The following is a 19183-nucleotide window of genomic DNA, read 5'->3' on the forward strand; positions in this document are numbered from 1 at the left end:
CCTTCCGTACTACTCCGTACGCAGGCCCTCCGGGCGCATCATCCGCCACAGCGGCGGCAGGCTGAGCAGCGTCACGACCAGGATCACCGCCGCGCCCGCGCCGGCCAGCGGCAGGAAGAGCCACCAGTCGGTCACCCGCTTGGCGATCAGTTCGAGCATCACGGCGCCGAGGCCGAGGCCGCCCGCGACGGCGACGGCGGTGCCGAGGAGGACCGGTAGGGCGGTCTGCCACAGGACCGACCAGGCGAGGGTTGTCCGGCGGGTGCCGAAGGCGACCAGCACCGACAGCAGGCGCCTGCGCTCCCGTAGCTGCTCGATCTGGGAGATCAGCATGGAGGCGGCGATGAGCGTCAGCGTCGCGGTCGCGCCGATCAGCAGACCCGTCTGCACGCTCGCGTACTGCTGGTCCCGCTCGGTCCTCTGGATCGTCCGGACGTTCATGGTGGGTTCGATGCGGGCCGCTGTGTTGCGTACGTGCTCGCGGGCCTCCGGCACGCTCTCGTCGATCTGGACCATTGCGTGGGTGTCGGCCGACGGGAGCCTGGCGGCGTCGATCGCCCCGGGGGTCGCGAAGATGCCGTAGTGCTCGTCGCCGACCGGGTCGGGCCGGGACACGACCGTGCGGGAGTCCTTGGGCAGGGTCCACAGCACAGGCTTCGAATCGTCGTACGGCGAGTCCGAGTTGATGTCCACGGGCTTGCCCTTGCGGGCGGTCTTGTCGATCCAGTCGTTCTGCGGCTGATCGCTCTTCGTGTGGACGACGAAGGTGTCGCCGTCCTTGCAGGACGGGATCTCGGCCAGCTCGCGCAGGGTGGCGCAGTCGCCGACCGTCAGCGTGGTGGTGGGCGGAATATCGCCCTCGGCCACCGGCTCGGGACTGTGCACATAGCTCTCGACCGTGCCGGTGACACTCCGTACGCCCTTGGTGTCGCGGAATTCCTTGATCATCCGGTTGGCCAGCTCGCCGCTCGGGAACTCCGCCGAGACATTGAGCTGGGCCCGCGCCGGGTCCTGGGCCGTCGTCTTGTTGAAGTCGTCGTGGACGCCGGCGAAGAGCATCTGCAGGGCGATCGCCCCGGCCACGGCGACGCTGATGCCGCCGACCGCGCGGGTCGCCGAGCCGCTGCTCAACTGGAGTCGGCGGGAGGCCAGCTGCCACGGCACCGGGCCGCCGCGCAGCCGGGCCACGACTGACTCGACCAGCCAGGGCAGCAGCGCGGTGAGGCCGACGAGGACCAGGACCGCGCCGCCCGCGATCGGCCACGGGTTGACCGACTGGGTCTTGTCGTCGACGGTGCCGGTCGCAAGGAGAACGGCGAGTCCCGCCGCCGGCATCAGCAGCCGCCACCACAGGCGGCGGGGGCGGGGTGCGGTGTTGCGTACGACACCGAGGGGCTCGATCGCGACGGAGCGCAGCGCGAGGAGCGTGACCACGACCGCTGACGCGGGCACGGCGAGCAGGATCAGCAGGCCGAGCGCGGGCACGGGGGTGACGTCGGAGGGGAAGGCGCTCAGGCCCCAGAGCCGTACCGACCCGGCGAACAGGCGCGCGCCGGCGAAGACGCCGATGCCGACGAGCAGGCCGAGTACCGAGCCGAACAGCGCCTCGCCGGCCGCTATGCGCCGGGTCATCCGGGCGTCGGCGCCGACCAGCCGCAGCGCGGCGAGCCGGCGGTCGCGGCGGTCGCCGCCGAAGCGGACGGCGGTGGCGATGAAGATGGCGACCGGCACCAGCAGGACGACGCAGACCAGGATGACCAGGACGACGAGGACGGGGTCCATCGGCTCGGAGGCCGCGGAGCCGTCGTAACCGGCGGTCCTGGTACCGCCGTTGTCGGTGGTCAGGGTCGAACTGCCCGCGTAGTAGCGGAGCTCGCCCGGGTCGACGAGGCCGAGGTCCCCGATGGTGCCGACCGTGCGGTAGTCGAGGCGGCCCTTGAGGAGCCTGCCCTCGGGGGAGTCGAGGAGCCCGCGCAGGGCGGGGGAGACGAGCATCTCGCCGGGCCCGGGCAGGCGGGTCACGCCGGGCGGCAGTGACGGGTGCGCGCCGTCCGGGCGCACGATCTCGCCGCTGATGGAGTCGCCGCGGTACTCGGTGCCGACCTTCGCGTAGACCAGGGTCCGGTCGGAGCGCTTGACCGGCTCCTTGGACATCTGACCCATCGGGATGCGGTCGGAGCCGCGCTGCCCGCGGTTGTCGAGGAGTTGCGGCACGGAGGAGGCGGTGAGGAGCAGGGCGACGCCGAGACCGACGCCGACGGCGGTCAGCGCGGTGCGAACCCAGCCCTCGCGCCCGCCGGACACTCCGAAGCGCAGGCCGAGCCCGAGGTCGCGCAGCCAGACGGCGAGCCCGCGGGGCGGGGCGGGCGCGGGCGGCTCTGCTGTGTCCCGCTGTTCGAGGAGCGTCATACGGCGTGCTCCAGGTCGCGGGACTTTCCGTCGCGTACGACGACCTCGCGGTCGGAGTAGGCGGCGACGCGGGCCTCGTGGGTGACGAGCACGACGGCGGCGTTCGCGGACCGGGCCGCCTCGGTGAGCAGCTCCATCACTCGCTCGCCGTTGAGGGAGTCCAGTGCGCCGGTCGGCTCGTCCGCGAAGATCACCCGCGGCGAGGTGACCAGCGCCCGGGCGACGGCGACCCGTTGGCCCTGCCCGCCGGAGACCTCGCCGGGCCGCTGGCGGCCGGTGTCGGCGACCTCGAGCCGCTCCATCCACTCCAGCGCGGTGCGCTCGGCGGCCTTGCGCTTGACGCCGGTGAGCCGGAGCGGCAGCGCCACGTTCTCCGTACAGGTCAACTCCGGTACGAGCTGACCGAACTGGAACACGAACCCGAACTCGGTACGGCGCAGGGTGCTGCGCTCGGCGTCCGACAGCTCGGTGAGCTCGCGCCCGCCGTACCGGATGGATCCCGAGTCGGGCCGGACGATCCCGGCAAGGCAGTGGAGGAGGGTCGACTTGCCGGAGCCGGACGGCCCCATGACGGCGACGACCTCGCCGGGGTGGATGGAGAACGATGCGCCGTCGAGTGCCGGGGTCGGGCCGTACGCCTTGTGCAGATCGCCCGCGACGAGGAGAGAGCCTGCGGGGGTCATCCGCGCACCGCCTTGGCGAGCTGGTCGAGGCGGGCGGCGGTCAGTTCCAGCCAGCGCAGATCCGCTTCGAGATGGAAGAGGGCGTGGTCGCAGATGAGCTGATCGGCGAGATCGCCGCGGCGCTTGCGGTCGGTGAGGATGCGCATGAGCCGCAGATGCTCGGCCCGTTGCGCATCGAGCAGATCGGCGGCACCGCGGCCGGTGAGCAGCGCGAGGACGACCTTGGTGTAGAGGGTCGACTGAAGATACGGCTCGGGCTTCTCGGGCTGTGCGAGCCACTGCGACACGTCGGTGATACCGGCGTCGGTGATGGCGTACCGCTTGCGTTCCGGCCCGCCGCCGGCCTCGATGCCGTCGACCTCGACGAGGCCGTTCTTGAGGAGGCGGGACATGGTCGAGTAGACCTGTCCGTAGTGGAGGGGCCGGTCGTGGCCGAACTTTTCGTCGAAGGCGCGCTTCAGGTCGTAGCCGTGGCGTGGGCCGGATTCGAGGAGCCCGAGGAGGGTGTGACCGATGGACATGGGTCGCACTATACACATGGTGTATACCCCGCGTGTATATCTGGTGCGGGCTCCGCTGTGCGGGGCTGCCCCACCCCGCCCTTCCCGTAACCGGGGCTTGAGAGTCAAGCCTGTCCGGCGATTGAGGACTGGGGGTCTGGGGGCGAAGCCCCCAGTTACGGGGGGCGTCGCCCTACTCCGCGTCCCCGTCCCGCGTCGGCTGCCCCGGAGGGCGGCCCCGTCGCGGGATCGGGGCGACGCCGCCCGGCAGGCGCCCCGCGTCCGACAGGGCGCGGCGGAGGATGAATTCGATCTGCGCGTTCGCACTGCGCAGCTCGTCCGACGCCCAGCGCGCCAGCGACTCGTACACCGCCGGGTCCAGCCGCAGCAGAACCTGCTTCCGCTCGGGGCGCGTCACTGGTAGAGCGTGCCTGTGTTGAGGACCGGCTGCGCCGCGCGGTCACCGCACAGCACCACCATCAGGTTCGACACCATCGCCGCCTTCCGCTCCGCGTCCAGCTCGACGATGTCCTGCTCCTGGATCCGGACCAGCGCCGCCTCGACCATTCCCACCGCGCCGTCCACGATCTGCCGCCGTGCCGCGACCACCGCGCCCGCCTGCTGGCGCTGCAGCATCGCGGAGGCGATCTCCGGCGCGTACGCGAGATGCGTGAAGCGGGACTCGATGATGTGGACGCCCGCCGCCTCGACCCGCGCGTGCAGCTCCACCGCCAGCTTCTCGGTGATCTCCTCGGCGTTGCCGCGCAGCGACAGACCGTCCTCGTGCGCGTCGTACGGGTACTCGATGGCGATGTGCCGTACGGCCGCCTCCGTCTGCGTGGAGACGAACTCCAGGAAGTCGTCCACCTCGAACATCGCCTGTGCGGTGTCCTCCACCTTCCACACCACGACCGCCGCCAGTTCGATCGGGTTCCCGTACGCGTCGTTCACCTTGAGCACCGCGGTCTCGTGGTTCCGCACCCGCGTCGAGATCTTGACCCGCGAGGTGAGCGGGTTGACCCAACGCAGGCCGTCCGTACGGATCGTGCCCCGGTAGCGGCCGAAGAGCTGGACCACTCGCGCCTCGCCCGGCGCGACCATGTTCAGCCCGCACATCGCGAAGAACGCCGCGATCGCGGCCAGGATGCCGATCACTATGAGCGCGACCTGCGCGCCGGTGGAGCCGGTCGCGGCCCCGGCGACGACGAGCACCACTCCCGCGGCGAGGCCGAGCAGGCCCAGCAGCAGCGCGAGGCCCCCGCCGATGCTGTGTGCCGGAAATTCGCGGACCTGTGGGGCGGGCATGTCCGGCAGGTCGTCCTTGGTCGTCGCACTGGTGGCAGGCATGTTCGCTCCCCGTTTTCGCAGTCCGGCAGCAGCCGGCGACCTTCGCCGGTGCTGGGATCATTCTGATATCACTTTAACTTCCGTCGCAACCCTGTGCGCCTCTCGTGAGTCGGTTCCTTGAGACGGGGTGCTCATTGTCACGTCCGGAAAAGGCCGGATGAGTGGCCCTTTGTCTGCAAGAGCGGTGTTAGCTTTCTGAGCTGATCTCAGACCGAGCAGGCCGAACAGACCGAGCAGCGAGAGCGGAGCAACGTAGCGATGGGCCGAGCGGAAGCGCGACGGGCCCGGCAGAGTGGGGCGCGCCGGGCGAAGAAAGCCAAGCCCACGGGCATACGGCGGTTCTTCACCTGGAGGAAGCTGCTGGGCACCTTCTTCGGCTTCTGCCTGCTGGCGATGGGCGCGTTCTTCGTGATCTATCTCATCGTGCCGGTTCCCACGGCCAACGCCCGGGCCGAGATGCAGAGCAACGTCTACAAGTACAGCGACGGCAAGATCCTCGCCCGCACGGGCACGGTCAACCGCGAGAAGGTCGGGCTCGAGAAGATCCCGAAGGACGTCCAGTACGCCTTCGTCGCCGCGGAGAACAAGACCTTCTTCAAGGACTCCGGAGTCGACTTCAAGGGCACCGCCCGCGGCCTGATGAACACCCTTACCGGCAAGGGCAAGCAGGGCGGTTCGACGATCACGCAGCAGTACGTCAAGAACTACTACCTCGACCAGGACCAGACGGTCACCCGCAAGCTCAAAGAGCTGGTGATCTCGCTCAAGGTGGACCAGAAGAAGGAAAAGAGCGAGATTCTCGCCGGGTACATCAACACCAGTTACTACGGGCGCGGTGCGTACGGAATCCAGGCCGCGGCCCAGGCGTACTACCGCGTCGACGCGTCCGAACTGACGGTCGATCAGGGCGCTTACCTCGCCGCCCTCCTCCAGGCTCCCAGTCAGTACGACTGGGCGGTCGCCTCCGACACCGGCAAGAAGCTGGTCACGCAGCGCTGGAACTACGTACTCGACAACATGGTCGAGGAGAACTGGCTCGACTCCGGCAAGCGCAGCGGCCTGAAGTTCCCCGTCCCCAAGGCCCCGAAGGCGGCCCCCGGCATGGGCGGCCAGACCGGCTACCTGGTCCACGCGGCCAACGCCGAGCTGCAGCGCCAGGGCATCAGCGAGGACGAGATCGAGGCCGGCGGCTGGACGATCACCCTCAACATCGACGAGAAGCGGCAGAAGCAGCTGGTCAAGGCGGTCGACAAGCAGCTCGAGGAGAAGCTCGAGCGCAAGAGCGACAAGGCCGACGCGACCGTTCAGGCGGGGGCGACCTCCGTCAACCCGAAGACCGGCCATGTCGTCGCGCTCTACGGCGGCATCGGCGCCACCGAGCACTGGCTGTCCAACGCCACCCGCCGCGACTACCAGCCCGCCTCGACCTTCAAGCCCGTCGTCCTCGCCTCCGCCCTGGAGAACGGGTCCAAGACCCAGGACGGCGAACCGATCGGCCTCAAGACCACCTACGACGGCACCAGCAAGCGGCCCGTCGAGGGCAGCGACACCCCCTTCGCGCCGGAGAACGAGGACGACCGGGACTACGGACCTGTCACCGTCCAGAAGGCCACGAACAGCTCGATCAACTCCGTCTACGCGCAGATGATCGTGGACGTCGGCCCGGACGAGGCGAAGAAGACCGCACTCGACCTCGGTATGAAGGACGGACAGGGCTGGCCGGAGAGGCCCGCGATGTCGCTCGGCACGATGGGCGCCTCCACCTGGGACATGGCCGCGGTGTACGCGACTCTCGACAACCACGGCAAGAAGGTCACGCCCACGATCGTGAAGTCCGCCGAGCACCAGGTCCGCGAGGCCGGCCCGGCGGACCCGATCGGCGACCAGGTCATCAGCCGCGAGGCGGCGGACACCACCACCGCGGCCTTGACGGGCGTCGTGCGGAGCGGCTCGGGCCAGAACGCGGCCGGCGAGTACGAGGCGGCGGGCAAGACCGGTACCTCGGAGAACAACCGCTCGGCCTGGTTCGTGGGCTACACCCCCGAACTCGTCACCGCCGTCGCCCTGTTCGGCGAGGACCCCAAGGGCGGCCAGGTCACGCTGACCGACACCGTCAATGAGGGCCGCGCCAACGGCGGTGGTGTACCGGCCAAGATCTGGAAGCAGTACACGACGGGCGCGCTGGGCGGCGGCTCGGACGCCGAGTTCGATCTCGAGGTCGACGAGACCGCGACCGCGGACCCGGATCCGTCGCCGTCGGACACCCCGACTCAGACACCAACGCCCACGCCGACCCCGAAGCCGACGAAGACTCCGACGCAGACGCCGACGAAGTCGCCCACCGGGAGGCCGACGGACGTTCCGACGGCTACCCCGACCAGGACGCCGACGGGTGAGCCGACGTTCACGCCGCCGACCGATCCGACCGACGGTGATCCGGGCGGGCCGGACGGTGACCAGGGCGTCCTCAAGCCGTAGCGCAAGCCGTGGGTCCGGATTGGGTTATGTGCGGGTGGGCAGCTCGAACCAGACCACCTTGCCGGTCGAGAGCCGGGTCGCGCCCCACCGCCTGGCCAGCCGGTTCACCAGGAACAGACCGCGTCCGCCCTCGTCCGTGTCCCGGGCCCGCCGCTGTCTCGGCAGCTGCGGAGAGTCGTCGCCGACCTCGCAGCGCAGTACGTCCGTGCGCAGCAGCCGCAGGGTCACCGGACGCTCGGCATACCGCACGGCATTGGTCACGACCTCGCTGACCAGCAGCTCCACCGAGTCGCTCAGCTCCTCCAGTCCCCAGCGGGTGAGCGCCCGGCGGGCCAGTCTGCGGGCCCGGCCGGGGGCCGCGTCCTCCGGGTCCAGGAACCAGTACGCGACGTCACTCGGCGCGATCCCGTCGAAGCGGGCCGCGAGCAGCGCGATGTCGTCGTCCCGGTCGCCCGGTCCGAGCATGTCCAGCACGTCGTCGCAGAGCGCCTCCAGCGGCGGCGAGTGGTCGGGACCGGTCAGCTGGGCGGTGGCGGCCAGGCGCTCCCGCAGCTGCTCGATGCCGGTCCACACGTCCCGCAGCCGGGACTCGACCAGGCCGTCGGTGTACAGCAGCAAGGTGGCGCCGGCCGGGGCGTCCAGCTCGACGGCCTCGAAGTCCACGCCGCCGACCCCGATGGGCGCGCCGGGCGGCACGCGCAGCACCTCGGCCCGGCCGCCCAGGTGGAGCAGGATGGGCGGCGGGTGGCCCGCATTCGCGATGGTGATCCGGTGCGCGACGGGGTCGTACACCGCGTACAAGCAGGTCGCCATCCGGTCGGTGCCGAGCCGCTGCGCCTGCTCGTCCAGATGGTGCAGGACTTCCTGCGGCGGCAGGTCGAGACCGGCGAGGGTCTGCGCGGTCGTCCGCAGCTGGCCCATGATCGCGGCGGACGTCATGGAGTGCCCCATGACGTCGCCGACGACGAGCGCCACCCGGCTGCCCGGCAGCGGGATCGCGTCGTACCAGTCGCCGCCGACACGTGCGGTCTCGGCGGCCGGGAGGTACCGGCTGGCGAGCCGTACGCCGGTCGGCTGGGGCAGCGAGTCCGGCAGCATGGTGCGCTGCAGCTCGTCGGCGATGTACGCCTCGCGGCCGTACAGCACGGCCTTGTCGATGCCGAGCGCCGTGTGCGTCGCCAGTTGGGCCGCCACCAGCAGGTCGTTGGGCTCGAACGCGGGCCGGTCGGGCCGGCGCAGGAACACCGCGGCGCCGATCACCCGCCGCCTGCCGCGGAGCGGGGCCAGTATCGCGCGATGGCCGCCCGGCACGGTCCGGCCGTCACCGAGCAGCTCGGGCAGCGCGGCCCGGGCCGCCGCGGAGTCGCCGAAGACGGGCCGCACGCCGCGCAGCACCTCGGAGAGCGCACCGCCGGAACGCACCTCGCACAGCTCGGCGGCCGGCGTGAGGTCGTTGTGCGGGTCGATGACCGGGATCGGGACGTTGGCGCCGAGTTCGGCGTCCTCACCGGCTAAACGCAGCCGGTCGGTGCGGCGCAGCCGCAGCACGAACGGCGACACCGGCCGCTCGTCGCCCACCGGCAGCGGGTCACGCAGATAGACGAGGATCGCGTCGGAGAAGGTCGGCACGGTGGCCCGGCACAGCCCCAGCACGATCTCGTCCAGATCTATCCCGCGCGCGATCCGCCGCGTCGCGGCGCCCACGAACCGCAGCCGGTCCCCTTCCCGCCGTGCGGTCCCCGCCAGCTCCTGTGCGGGCCCGTGCGGCGCGGGCACGGCCGAGGGCCCGGTCGCCTCCGCCCGCGGCCGGGTGCGTTCCTGCGGCCGGGCAGCCAGGGGCTGCCGGCCTTCGTGGGAGGTGGGCTGCTCCGTCACGCGTGGGATTCCGTCCGTCCGGGCCGGTTGTGCGATGCAATCGCCTCGTGAGGCGGTATACCCGCTCTGCGGGCGGCGTCGACAGGGTGGCAGGCATCCGGCACAGCTCCACCCCCTAGTGGTGACTTCGAGATGACTTACGGTCAGGTCGTGCGCTGCGCTCAATGGTTGCTGAAACGGCGCAGCCTTCCGGACGACGATCCTACGTTTGCCCCCAGGGGGCGCATCAAGAGTCTCACGAGGTCGTATGCGCCGGAGCGGGTTCCCGGGCCGGAATCAGTCACTTCGCTCACCGCCCGCGCGGGGCGCTCAAGAGGCCAGCTCCGCGTCCGTCCGTCCCCAGTCGGCAGGCAGCTCGGGAACCCGCCACGCGGGATCCGGCCGCCAGCGCTCCCAGCCGTCGCAGAACGGGGCGCCCCAGGCCAGGATCGCCTCGACTGCCGCCTCGCCCGCCTCACGCACCCGGCGGGCCTTCTCCGCGTCCATCAGACCGACCCGCTGGGCCTGGTCGAACTCGTCCTCGTCCAGCCAGTTCCAGCTGCGGTCGGGCCGGACCGCGATGTCCAGGAAGTGGTCCTCGGAGTCCACGCCGCGCGCCCAGCGGGTGTGCGGCTCTTCGAGGTTCACGTACCAGTTCTTGAACCGCCAGCCGCGCTCCCAGAACAGCCAGACCGACCAAGGCTCGCCCGGCCGTGCCAGCTTGAGGACGCCCGTGCCGAACCAGCGGGAGAGGGCGGTGGTGCGCGGGGCCGTGTAGCGGGTCGCCAGCGGCTCCTGGTGGACCGGCGTGCCGTCCGCGAGCACCGGCCTCACGCACTCGGTGCCCGGCGCCATCCACACCGCGAGCAGCTCTTCTGTGTCCTGTACGACGGTCACGGGGCGGCAGATGTGGACGGCGCCGCCCGACAGGTCCGGGGCATGGCCGCGATAGCGCCAGAGGATGTGGTCCCCGCGCGTCCAGCGTGCGATGCGTTCTGTGCCTGTCATGAGCAGATCTTAGGAGTACGGCCTGGGCCCTGCTGCGACGCAGATCACGGGCGTCGTGTCACGGACGGGTCATACGCAGCACGTCGAGCGCCTCGTCGAGCTGCTCCAGTGTCAGCGCGCCACGCTCCACATAGCCGGAATCGAGGACGACCTCGCGGATCGTCTTCCGTTCGGCCATGGACTTCTTGGCGACCTTGGCCGCCTCCTCATAGCCGATGTACTTGTTCAGCGGCGTGACCACGGACGGCGAGGACTCGGCGTACTCCCGGGCGCGCTCGGCGTTCGCCGTGATGCCGTCGACGGTACGGTCCGCCAGCAGACGCGAGACGTTGGCCAGGAGCCTGACCGACTCCAGTAGGTTCTTCGCGATGACCGGAAGCATGACGTTCAGCTCGAAGTTCCCGGCGGCGCCCGCGGTCGCGACCGTCGCGTCGTTGCCGGTCACCTGGGCCGCGACCATCAGCACGGCCTCCGGGATCACCGGGTTGACCTTGCCGGGCATGATCGAGGAGCCGGGCTGGAGGTCGGGGAGGTTGATCTCCGCGAGGCCGGTGCGCGGGCCCGACGCCATCCAGCGCAGGTCGTTGGAGATCTTGGTGAGCGAGACGGCGATGGTGCGGAGCTGACCGCTCGTCTCCACCAGACCGTCCCGCGCGCCCTGCGCCTCGAAGTGGTCGCGGGCCTCGGTCAGCGGCAGCCCGGTCGTGCGTGCGACCTCGGCGATGACCGCGGCCGAGAAGCCGGGCGGGGTGTTGATGCCGGTGCCCACCGCCGTACCCCCCAGGGGGAGTTCGGCGAGCCGGGGCAGCGAGGCCGTCAGCCGCTCCACGCCGTACCGGATCTGCGCGGCGTAGCCGCCGAACTCCTGGCCCAGCGTGACGGGAGTCGCGTCCATCAGATGCGTACGACCTGACTTGACGACGTCCGCGAACTCGGCCGATTTGCGCTCCAGCGAGGCCGCCAGATGCTCCAGAGCCGGGATCAGTTCGCCCGTCACGGCCGCCGTCGCCGCGATGTGGATGGAGGAGGGGAAGACGTCGTTGGACGACTGAGAGGCGTTCACATGGTCGTTGGGGTGCACCTCGCGGCCGAGGCGCTCGGTCGCCAGCGTCGCGATGACCTCGTTGGTGTTCATGTTCGACGAGGTGCCGGAGCCCGTCTGGAAAACGTCCACCGGGAAGTGCTCGTCCCAGCGGCCCTCCGCGACCTCCGCGGCGGCGTCGGCGATCGCGCCCGCGATGTCCTTGTCGAGCACGCCCAGTTCGGCGTTGACCTGGGCGGCGGCCGCCTTGATCCGGGCCAGGGCCTCGATGTGGGACCGCTCCAGACGCTGCCCGGAGACGGGGAAGTTCTCCACGGCCCGCTGCGTCTGGGCCCGCCACTTGGCGTGTGCGGGCACCCGCACCTCGCCCATGGAGTCGTGCTCGATCCGGTACTCGCTCGCGTCGGTCATCGTCCTCGTACCTCCCAGAAAAGGTGAGCACTTGTCTTGTTCTGTCTATTCCCAAGTGCGCTACCCGCCAGTAAATACCGGTGACAACCACAAACCGGGGAGGCGCAATGAGGCGCACCAGACGCAGACTTCGCAGTACGGTCGCGGCCGCCGCCGCACTGGCGGCAGGACTTGGCGGGGTGGCGGCCACGGCCACGACCGCCGAGGCCGGCGAGACCCGCACCGTCGCATCCTTACCCCTCCCTCCCGAACTGGAGTCCATCCGTGCCGCCGAGGCCGTCAAGCTCTACGGCAGCCCCGCCGAGCGCCCGCTCGCGGACCGCAAGTCCGGCCTGATCTCGCTCGGCGACAGCGAGATCTCGGGCGAGGGCGTCGGCACGTACGAGCCCGGCACCGACGGCCCCGACAACTGGTGCCACCGCTCGCCCGACGCCGCCATCCACCGCACGGGCATCGCGGTGGACGTCACGTACAACGTCTCCTGCTCCGGCGCGGACTCCGGAAACATCCGGATCGGTGGCTCGAAGCAGTACGCCGACGAGCTCGTCCAGAGCGACAATCTGGCCATCAAGGCGCGCAACACCCGCATCAAAATGGTGCTGTTGGTGGCCGGCGCCAATGACGATCTGCGGTTCGGCCCGGTGATGACCGACTGCGTCACGCGCTATCTGCTGTTCCAGGGACCGTGCGAGCCCAAGTACGCGCCGGGCTGGCAGGCCCGCATCGACGGCCTCGTCCCCAAGGTCGAGCAGACCGTACGGGACCTGCGCACCGTGATGCGCGACGCCGGATACACCGACGGTGACTACAAACTGGTCGTGATGGGCTACCCGAGCCCCATCGGCCCGGACTTCCGCGACAACCCCGGCTTCCCAGGCAAGCTGATCTGCGGCGGCATGGGCTACGACTCCGACACCGTCTGGGGCCGCAACACCGCCGTCCCCGCCTTCCAGCGCGGTATGCGCAAGGCCGCGCAGTCCACCGGAGCCGTCTACCTCGACAACTCGCGCCTCTTCCACGGCCATGAGGTCTGCATGGAGAACACCTGGGCGCGCGGGCTGTACGTGGACCTCTCCAACCCCTTCCCGCCGGACTCCAATTCGGTCCGCCAGTCCTTCCACCCCAATGTGCGCGGACACGCGGCGTTCGCCTCGTGCCTCACTCAGCTCTACAACTCAGGCCTCCGCGAGGCGAGTTGCGCGGATGTGGCGTCGAGCGGGAAACCCGAGCTTTTCGCGGGGGCGTGGGACGACGCGTACAAGCCCCTGAGGAACGAGGGGACGGGGTCCTGCGCGGACGTCTCTGGCGCGGTCAGCCGCAACGGCACGGCGGTCGTCGGCGGGGACTGCCACGGCGGACGCAACCAGGGGTGGTGGTACGACGCGGCGCGCAAGTCGCTGCACACGGAGCTGACGCAGGACCGGTGCGTCGACGTGCCGGGCGGCCGCTATACGGCGGGCGCGGCGCTGACCGTGTGGAACTGCCACGGCGGCGCGAACCAGCAGTTCGTGCGCACCGGCGGCACGATCCGCCCGGCGGCGGCGCAGGGGCTGTGCGTGACGCTCGCGTCGGCGAGGGACGCGGTGCGGCTGCAGGGGTGCACGGGCGCGGCGAACCAGCGCTTCGCCTGACCGAACCGGGGGGCTCCGCCCCCGGACCCTGTACCGCCCTTCGGGCGGTGTCCTCAATCTCCCCCAGACTTCGTCCGGGGGGACCCCCAACGGGCTCCAATGGAGCCCCGCCGGCGATTGAGGCGTGGGGGTCCCCCCACGCCCGCAGGCGTAGGGGGAGGGTCTGGGGCGGAGCCCCAGTTCGGTTACGCCGGCCCAGGACCCCGCACCGGGATCGCCGTGAACGTCGGCGCCGGCGCGGGCTCCGTGAAGAAGTCGTTGCCCTTGTCGTCCACGACGATGAACGCGGGGAAGTCCTCGACCTCAATCCTCCACACCGCCTCCATCCCGAGCTCCTCGTACTCGACGACCTCGACCTTCTTGATGCAGTCCTGCGCAAGCCGCGCCGCCGGGCCGCCGATCGAGCCCAGGTAGAAGCCGCCGTGCGAGCCGCACGCGTCGGTGACCTGCTTGCTCCGGTTGCCCTTGGCGAGCATGACCTTGGAGCCGCCCGCCGCCTGGAACTGCTCGACGTACGAGTCCATCCGGCCGGCCGTGGTCGGGCCGAACGAGCCCGACGCGTAACCCTCCGGCGTCTTCGCCGGGCCCGCGTAGTAGACCGGGTGGTCCTTCAGGTACTGCGGCATCTCCTCGCCCGCGTCGAGCCGCTCCTTGATCTTGGCGTGCGCGATGTCGCGGGCGACGACGAGCGGGCCGGTGAGCGAGAGCCGCGTCTTGACGGGGTACTTGGTCAGCTCGGCGAGCACGTCGTCCATCGGCCGGTTGAGGTCGACGCGTACGACGTCGCCCGCCTCGTCCAGATGCTCGTCCGTCGTGTCCGGCAGGAAGCGCGCCGGGTCGGTCTCCAGCTGCTCCAGGAACACGCCCTCCGCGGTGATCTTCGCGGTCGCCTGGCGGTCGGCCGAGCAGGAGACGGCGATCGCGACGGGCAGCGAGGCGCCGTGCCGCGGCAGCCGGACCACGCGGACGTCGTGGCAGAAGTACTTGCCGCCGAACTGCGCGCCGATGCCGATCTTCTGGGTGAGCTCGAAGACCTTCTCCTCCAGCTCCTTGTCGCGGAAGCCGTGGCCGGTCGGGGAGCCCTCGGCGGGCAGCTCGTCGAGGTAGTGCGCGGAGGCGTACTTCGCGGTCTTCAGCGCGAACTCGGCGGAGGTGCCGCCGACGACGATCGCGAGGTGGTAGGGCGGGCACGCCGCCGTGCCGAGCGAGCGGATCTTCTCCTCCAGGAACTTCATCATGGAGGCCTCGTTCAGGACCGCCTTGGTCTCCTGGTAGAGGAAGGACTTGTTGGCCGAGCCACCGCCCTTGGCCATGAACAGGAACTTGTACGCGCCGCCGTCGGTGGCGTACAGCTCGATCTGGGCGGGGAGGTTGGAGCCGGTGTTCTTCTCCTCCCACATGGTGAGCGGAGCCATCTGCGAGTAGCGCAGGTTGAGCTTCGTGTACGCGTCGAAGATGCCGTGCGAGAGGGCTTCCTCGTCGCCGCCTGCCGTCAGCACGTTCTGGCCGCGCTTGCCCATCACGATCGCGGTGCCGGTGTCCTGGCACATGGGCAGGACGCCGGCGGCGGCGATGTTCGCGTTCTTGAGCAGGTCGAGCGCGACGAACTTGTCGTTGGAGGATGCCTCGGGGTCGTCGACGATACGGCGCAACTGCGCGAGGTGGGCGGGCCGCAGGTAGTGCGAGATGTCGTGCATGGCCTCGGCGGCGAGCGTGCGCAGCGCCTCCGGCTCGACCTTGAGGAACGTACGCCCGTCGGCCTCGAAGGTGGCGACTCCCTCGGTGGTCACCAGCCGATAGGGCGTTGTGTCCTCTCCCAGCGGGAGCAGCTCGGAGTACGCATACGCAGGGCTGGTTGGGCGGGAGACAGGGGGCATTACGGCCATTCCTCACTGGACAGACGGCGGCGCGGCCTCCATTGGCAACGCGCACCCCAGCGTAGAACGCCGCGCGGGAGCCGGGCTTGTGAGGTAGGGCTCACTGAGACCAAGCCCTTGAGGGTCCCTCCCGGACGAAGTCGGCAGGAGTTTGGGGACAAGCGGCGTGGGCCACTAGTCGCGATCTATCGCGTTTCGCTACCCTGGCTCCGTGGACCTCGACAAGCACCCCCAGAAGCCGGTCGCCCACGCGGAACCCGGCGCTGCCATCCGTGCCTCCGATGCCGACCGCGACCGGATCGCGGACATCCTCAGGGACGCCCTGGCTGAGGGCCGGCTGGACGCCGAGGAGCACTCCGAGCGGATCGAGGCCGTCTACCGCGCCAAGACCGTCGGCGAGCTCGAACCGATCGTCCAGGACCTGCCGGCGACCCGGAGGCGACCGGACGCCACCTCGTACGCGTACGGGCCAGAAGAGTCCGCCGGAGCCGCCGGCCCCGCCGACAACCTGATCGCCGTCTTCTCCAGCTCGACCCGCAAGGGCCGCTGGCGCGTCGGCCGCCGCACCAACGCGTTCTCGCTGTTCGGCAACATCGAGATCGACCTCACAGAGGCGCTCTTCGGGCAGCGGCTGACCGTGATCAACGCGACCTCCATCTTCGGCAATGTCGAGGTCCGGGTCCCGGAGAACATCTCGCTGCGCGGCAGCGGCACCGGCTTCTTCGGCAACTTCGAGGTCCTCACCATGGAGGCCGAAGACCCCGAGGCCCCGGTCGTCGTCGTGAACGGCTACTCGGTTTTCGGCAATGTCGAGGCCAAGCCCAAGCGCGGCCGGCGCATCTCCGATCTCCATGACCGCCTGCGCAGACACTTCGGCTGACGGCCGCGCTCCGGAGCGTTTTCCGGCCGCGAGCGCCGGTGCGCAATTCCGTACGTCGGAACTGAGTGCCACTCAGTGAATAGGAGTGCGCACAGCGGGTAGGGAGTGCTGCATCGTCTCTCGCTCGCGAAGCCGTCGTCAGGAGTAGACCGTGCTGCAACTGCCGCAACAGTCCTTGCAGGTCGCCGCCCTTCCGCCCCAGCGAATTCCCGCTCGGGAAGATCAGGCCGGACCCTGGCACGCGGAGGCGGTGTGCCGCCGGGACGAAGCCGGACTGTTCTTCGCCCCGTCCAAGGAGCCAACGGCCGCGAGGCTGGCGCGCGAGGAGGCTGCCAAGCGGGTCTGCGCCCGCTGTCCGGTGATGGTCGAGTGCCGGGAGCATGCCTTGCTCCAGCCCGAGCCGTACGGCGTGTGGGGCGGGCTCACCGCGGCCGAGCGCCGCGTGGTGCTCGCCCGGCGCAGGCGGCGCGAGGTCGAGCTCAAGAAGTCGGCGTCGGCGGCCTGACGGTCCGCGAGGCGTCGGACGCGTAGACACGGGAAAGGGCGCCCCACCGCACCTGGGGGCGCCCCTTCCCGTACCTACGGCCGACTCCTCCGTGCCTACGGTTCCTGCTTCCGGTTCCTGCTTCCCGCTCCTACTTCGCGCGGTCGAAGTCGATGGCGCTGTACGCGCGCAGCTTCGACAGTCGGTGTACCGAGTCGATCTGGCGGATCGTGCCGGACTTGGAGCGCATCACCAGCGACGAGGTGGTGGCGGTCTCGGCGCGGTAGTGGACGCCGCGCAGCAGCTCGCCGTCCGTGATGCCGGTGGCGACGAAGAACACGTTGTCGCCGCTGACCAGGTCGTTCGTGTGGAGCACCCGGTCCAGGTCGTGCCCGGCGTCGATCGCGCGCTGCCGCTCGGCCTCGTCCTTGGGCCAGAGCTTGCCCTGGATGGTGCCGCCGAGACACTTTATGGCGCAGGCGGAGATGATGCCTTCCGGAGTGCCGCCGATGCCCATCAGCATGTCGACGCCGGTGCCTTCGCGCACGGCCATGACCGAGCCCGCGACATCGCCGTCCGAGATGAACTTGATGCGCGCGCCGGTCTCGCGGATCTCCTTGACGATGCCCTCGTGGCGGGGGCGGTCCAGGATGACGACGGTGACGTCCTCGGGCGAGGAGTTCTTGGCCTTGGCGACCCGGCGGATGTTCACCGAGACGGGGGCGTTGATGTCGACGAAGTCGGCGGCCTCGGGACCCGTGACCAGCTTGTCCATGTAGAAGACCGCGGACGGGTCGAACATGGTGCCGCGGTCGGCTGCCGCGAGGACGGCGATGGCGTTCGGCATGCCCTTGGCGTTGAGCGTGGTGCCGTCGATCGGATCCACGGCGATGTCGACCTCGGGGCCGGTGCCGTCGCCGATCCGCTCGCCGTTGAACAGCATCGGGGCTTCGTCCTTCTCGCCCTCGCCGATGACGACGATGCCGTTCATCGAGACGGTGGAGACGAGGGTCCGCATGGCCTTGACAGCTGCGCCGTCCGCGCCGATCTTGTCGCCGCGGCCGACCCACCGGCCCGCGGCCATGGCGGCGGCCTCGGTGACCCGGACGAGCTCCAGGGCCAGGTTGCGGTCGGGGGCCTCGGGGGAGACCTCAAGCTGGGACGGCAGATTGTGCTCGGTCATCGGAGCGCACCTTTCTGTACGACGACGGCCGGAAAAGAGGGTGATGCGACTCTATCCGCCCGTCGACAGATTGAGCAGAGGGGGCCACGTTTGAGCACGCCACCTTGATGCGAATATGGGGGCGTGGCAGGTATGCGAGGCAGACAGACGGTGCGCGACATGATGCTGTCGATGGCGGTCATTGGGGCCGTCGTCGCAGTGATCTACATCTTCATTCCGCACAATGACAAGGCCGACCCGATCAAGGCGGTCGACTACCGGGTGGAGTTGCTGACGGCACGGCGCGCGGCGCCGTACCCGGTGGCTGCGCCACAGGGCCTTGCGAAGGGGTGGAAGCCGACGTCCGTCTCGTACAAGGGGACCGACGGCAGCGCCTGGCACCTCGGCTTCCTGGACCCGGACGGTGAGTACGTCGCGGTCGAGCAGTCCACGGCGCCGGCCGGCAAGTACATCCCGCGGGTCAGCCAGCAGGCCACGAAGACGAACCGCACGCAGCAGATCGCGGGCGCGGCCTGGGAGCGCTGGGAGGGGCCGAAGTACGACGCCCTGGTGCGTCACGACAAGGGTGCGACGACGGTCGTCACAGGCACGGCATCGCCGCAGCGGCTCGCGGAGATGGCGGCCGCGCTGCGTACGTCATGACGTCGTGCGAAGGCCGCCGCACCCGGACCGGGTGCGGCGGCCTTCGCACGATGGCTGCGTGATTGCTGCCCGACGGCCGTCTGACGGCTGCGAGACGGCTGCGTGACGGCTCAGACGGCGGTGATGACCTCTTCGTACGCCAGTCGCGGGGAGCGCGGGAACGGGGTGTCCTCACCCGGCTTGCCGATGTTGACGACCATCAGCGGGGTGTGGTCGTCGTCCAGGAACTCCTTCTGGACGCCCGCGAAGTCGAAGCCGGTCATCGGACCCGCGGCCAGACCGGCGGCGCGGATGCCGACGATGAAGTACGCGGCCTGCAGCGCGGCATTGAGACCGGCGGCCTGCTCACGGGCCTGGCGCTCGGCGAAGAACACGTCCTTGGCCTGCGGGAAGTGCGGGAACAGGGTCGGAAGCTCCTCGTGGAACTCGTTGTCCGCGGCGAGGATCGCGGTCAGCGGCGCGGAGGCGGTCTTCGCCTGGTTGCCCTCGGCCATGAGGCCGACCAGGCGCTCGCGGGCCTCGTCGGAGCGGACGAGGACGACACGCAGCGGGCTCTGGTTGAAGGCGGTGGGTCCGAACTTGACGAGGTCGTAGATCGCCTGGACCTGCTCATCGGTCACCGGTTCGTCGGCGAACGTGTTGGCGGTGCGGGCCTCGCGGAAAAGGAGGTCCTGGGCGGCGGAGTCGAGGGCGAGAGTCATTGCTGACGCACCTTCCGGGGCATACGAGCGGGTCATTACGGCGGGTGTAACCG

16 protein-coding genes are annotated in these 19183 nt (G+C 70.1%); 5 read left to right on the forward strand and 11 right to left on the reverse strand.

Going from position 1 to position 19183, the window contains the following annotated elements; all coding sequences use genetic code 11:
- Nucleotides 1-9: 9 nt before the first annotated feature.
- The 5 genes from ACFYWY_RS28490 to ACFYWY_RS28510 form a co-directional block, all read right to left on the reverse strand.
- The gene (locus ACFYWY_RS28490; protein ID WP_389190983.1) at nucleotides 10-2409 is read right to left on the reverse strand and encodes an FtsX-like permease family protein; all 2400 of its coding nucleotides are present in this window, start codon (nucleotides 2407-2409) and stop codon (nucleotides 10-12) included.
- Nucleotides 2406-3092, reverse strand: coding sequence for an ABC transporter ATP-binding protein (locus ACFYWY_RS28495; protein ID WP_389190985.1), 687 nt, complete (start codon nucleotides 3090-3092; stop codon nucleotides 2406-2408). The genes ACFYWY_RS28490 and ACFYWY_RS28495 overlap by 4 nt, the downstream gene beginning before the upstream one ends.
- Nucleotides 3089-3613 carry a PadR family transcriptional regulator gene (locus ACFYWY_RS28500; RefSeq protein WP_389190987.1) on the reverse strand — a complete coding sequence of 175 codons (525 nt, stop codon included), beginning with the start codon at nucleotides 3611-3613 and terminating at the stop codon, nucleotides 3089-3091. The genes ACFYWY_RS28495 and ACFYWY_RS28500 overlap by 4 nt, the downstream gene beginning before the upstream one ends.
- Nucleotides 3614-3785: 172 nt before the next feature.
- Entirely contained in the window at nucleotides 3786-4010 is a 225-nt protein-coding gene (locus tag ACFYWY_RS28505; protein WP_389190990.1) for a hypothetical protein, read from the reverse strand.
- Nucleotides 4007-4939 (reverse strand): SPFH domain-containing protein, encoded by a 933-nt coding sequence (locus tag ACFYWY_RS28510; RefSeq protein ID WP_389190993.1) that lies wholly within the window; start codon nucleotides 4937-4939, stop codon nucleotides 4007-4009. Before ACFYWY_RS28510 ends, ACFYWY_RS28505 begins: the two co-directional genes overlap by 4 nt.
- A gap of 258 nt (nucleotides 4940-5197) precedes the next feature.
- Between ACFYWY_RS28510 and ACFYWY_RS28515 the strand changes: the two genes are divergently transcribed.
- Entirely contained in the window at nucleotides 5198-7417 is a 2220-nt protein-coding gene (locus ACFYWY_RS28515) for a transglycosylase domain-containing protein (protein WP_389190996.1), read from the forward strand.
- A 24-nt stretch (nucleotides 7418-7441) separates the two neighbouring features.
- Here ACFYWY_RS28515 and ACFYWY_RS28520 read toward each other — a convergent pair whose 3' ends face one another.
- The 3 genes from ACFYWY_RS28520 to ACFYWY_RS28530 form a co-directional block, all read right to left on the reverse strand.
- Nucleotides 7442-9292, reverse strand: a complete 1851-nt coding sequence (locus ACFYWY_RS28520; protein WP_389190999.1) for a SpoIIE family protein phosphatase — start codon at nucleotides 9290-9292, stop codon at nucleotides 7442-7444.
- A 309-nt stretch (nucleotides 9293-9601) separates the two neighbouring features.
- The gene (locus ACFYWY_RS28525) at nucleotides 9602-10279 is read right to left on the reverse strand and encodes a DUF402 domain-containing protein (RefSeq protein WP_389191002.1); all 678 of its coding nucleotides are present in this window, start codon (nucleotides 10277-10279) and stop codon (nucleotides 9602-9604) included.
- Nucleotides 10280-10337: 58 nt separating this feature from the next.
- Nucleotides 10338-11732 (reverse strand): class II fumarate hydratase, encoded by a 1395-nt coding sequence (locus ACFYWY_RS28530; RefSeq protein WP_389191005.1) that lies wholly within the window; start codon nucleotides 11730-11732, stop codon nucleotides 10338-10340.
- A 107-nt stretch (nucleotides 11733-11839) separates the two neighbouring features.
- On the opposite strand from ACFYWY_RS28530, the gene ACFYWY_RS28535 reads away from it, so the two are divergent.
- Nucleotides 11840-13363, forward strand: coding sequence for a ricin-type beta-trefoil lectin domain protein (locus ACFYWY_RS28535; RefSeq protein WP_389191008.1), 1524 nt, complete (start codon nucleotides 11840-11842; stop codon nucleotides 13361-13363).
- A 185-nt stretch (nucleotides 13364-13548) separates the two neighbouring features.
- Here ACFYWY_RS28535 and ACFYWY_RS28540 read toward each other — a convergent pair whose 3' ends face one another.
- Nucleotides 13549-15240, reverse strand: a complete 1692-nt coding sequence (locus tag ACFYWY_RS28540; protein ID WP_389191011.1) for a fumarate hydratase — start codon at nucleotides 15238-15240, stop codon at nucleotides 13549-13551.
- Nucleotides 15241-15451: 211 nt separating this feature from the next.
- Here ACFYWY_RS28540 and ACFYWY_RS28545 point away from each other — a divergent pair, with 211 nt between their 5' ends.
- Together ACFYWY_RS28545 and ACFYWY_RS28550 are read left to right on the forward strand one after the other, a co-directional pair.
- Complete coding sequence (locus ACFYWY_RS28545) at nucleotides 15452-16120, forward strand: DUF1707 domain-containing protein (protein WP_389191014.1); 669 nt, start codon at nucleotides 15452-15454, stop codon at nucleotides 16118-16120.
- Nucleotides 16121-16271: 151 nt separating this feature from the next.
- Nucleotides 16272-16625 carry a WhiB family transcriptional regulator gene (locus ACFYWY_RS28550; RefSeq protein WP_389191017.1) on the forward strand — a complete coding sequence of 118 codons (354 nt, stop codon included), beginning with the start codon at nucleotides 16272-16274 and terminating at the stop codon, nucleotides 16623-16625.
- A 130-nt stretch (nucleotides 16626-16755) separates the two neighbouring features.
- Here ACFYWY_RS28550 and glpX read toward each other — a convergent pair whose 3' ends face one another.
- Entirely contained in the window at nucleotides 16756-17787 is a 1032-nt protein-coding gene (gene glpX / locus ACFYWY_RS28555) for a class II fructose-bisphosphatase (RefSeq protein ID WP_389191020.1), read from the reverse strand.
- 132 nt (nucleotides 17788-17919) lie between these two features.
- On the opposite strand from glpX, the gene ACFYWY_RS28560 reads away from it, so the two are divergent.
- Nucleotides 17920-18429, forward strand: coding sequence for a DUF4245 domain-containing protein (locus ACFYWY_RS28560; protein ID WP_389191127.1), 510 nt, complete (start codon nucleotides 17920-17922; stop codon nucleotides 18427-18429).
- A 110-nt stretch (nucleotides 18430-18539) separates the two neighbouring features.
- Here ACFYWY_RS28560 and ACFYWY_RS28565 read toward each other — a convergent pair whose 3' ends face one another.
- Nucleotides 18540-19130 carry a malonic semialdehyde reductase gene (locus ACFYWY_RS28565; protein WP_389191023.1) on the reverse strand — a complete coding sequence of 197 codons (591 nt, stop codon included), beginning with the start codon at nucleotides 19128-19130 and terminating at the stop codon, nucleotides 18540-18542.
- Between the last annotated feature and the right edge of the window lie 53 nt (nucleotides 19131-19183).

It is taken from the genome of Streptomyces sp. NPDC002870 (assembly GCF_042888505.1).
In the GTDB taxonomy this organism is placed as follows: domain Bacteria; phylum Actinomycetota; class Actinomycetes; order Streptomycetales; family Streptomycetaceae; genus Streptomyces.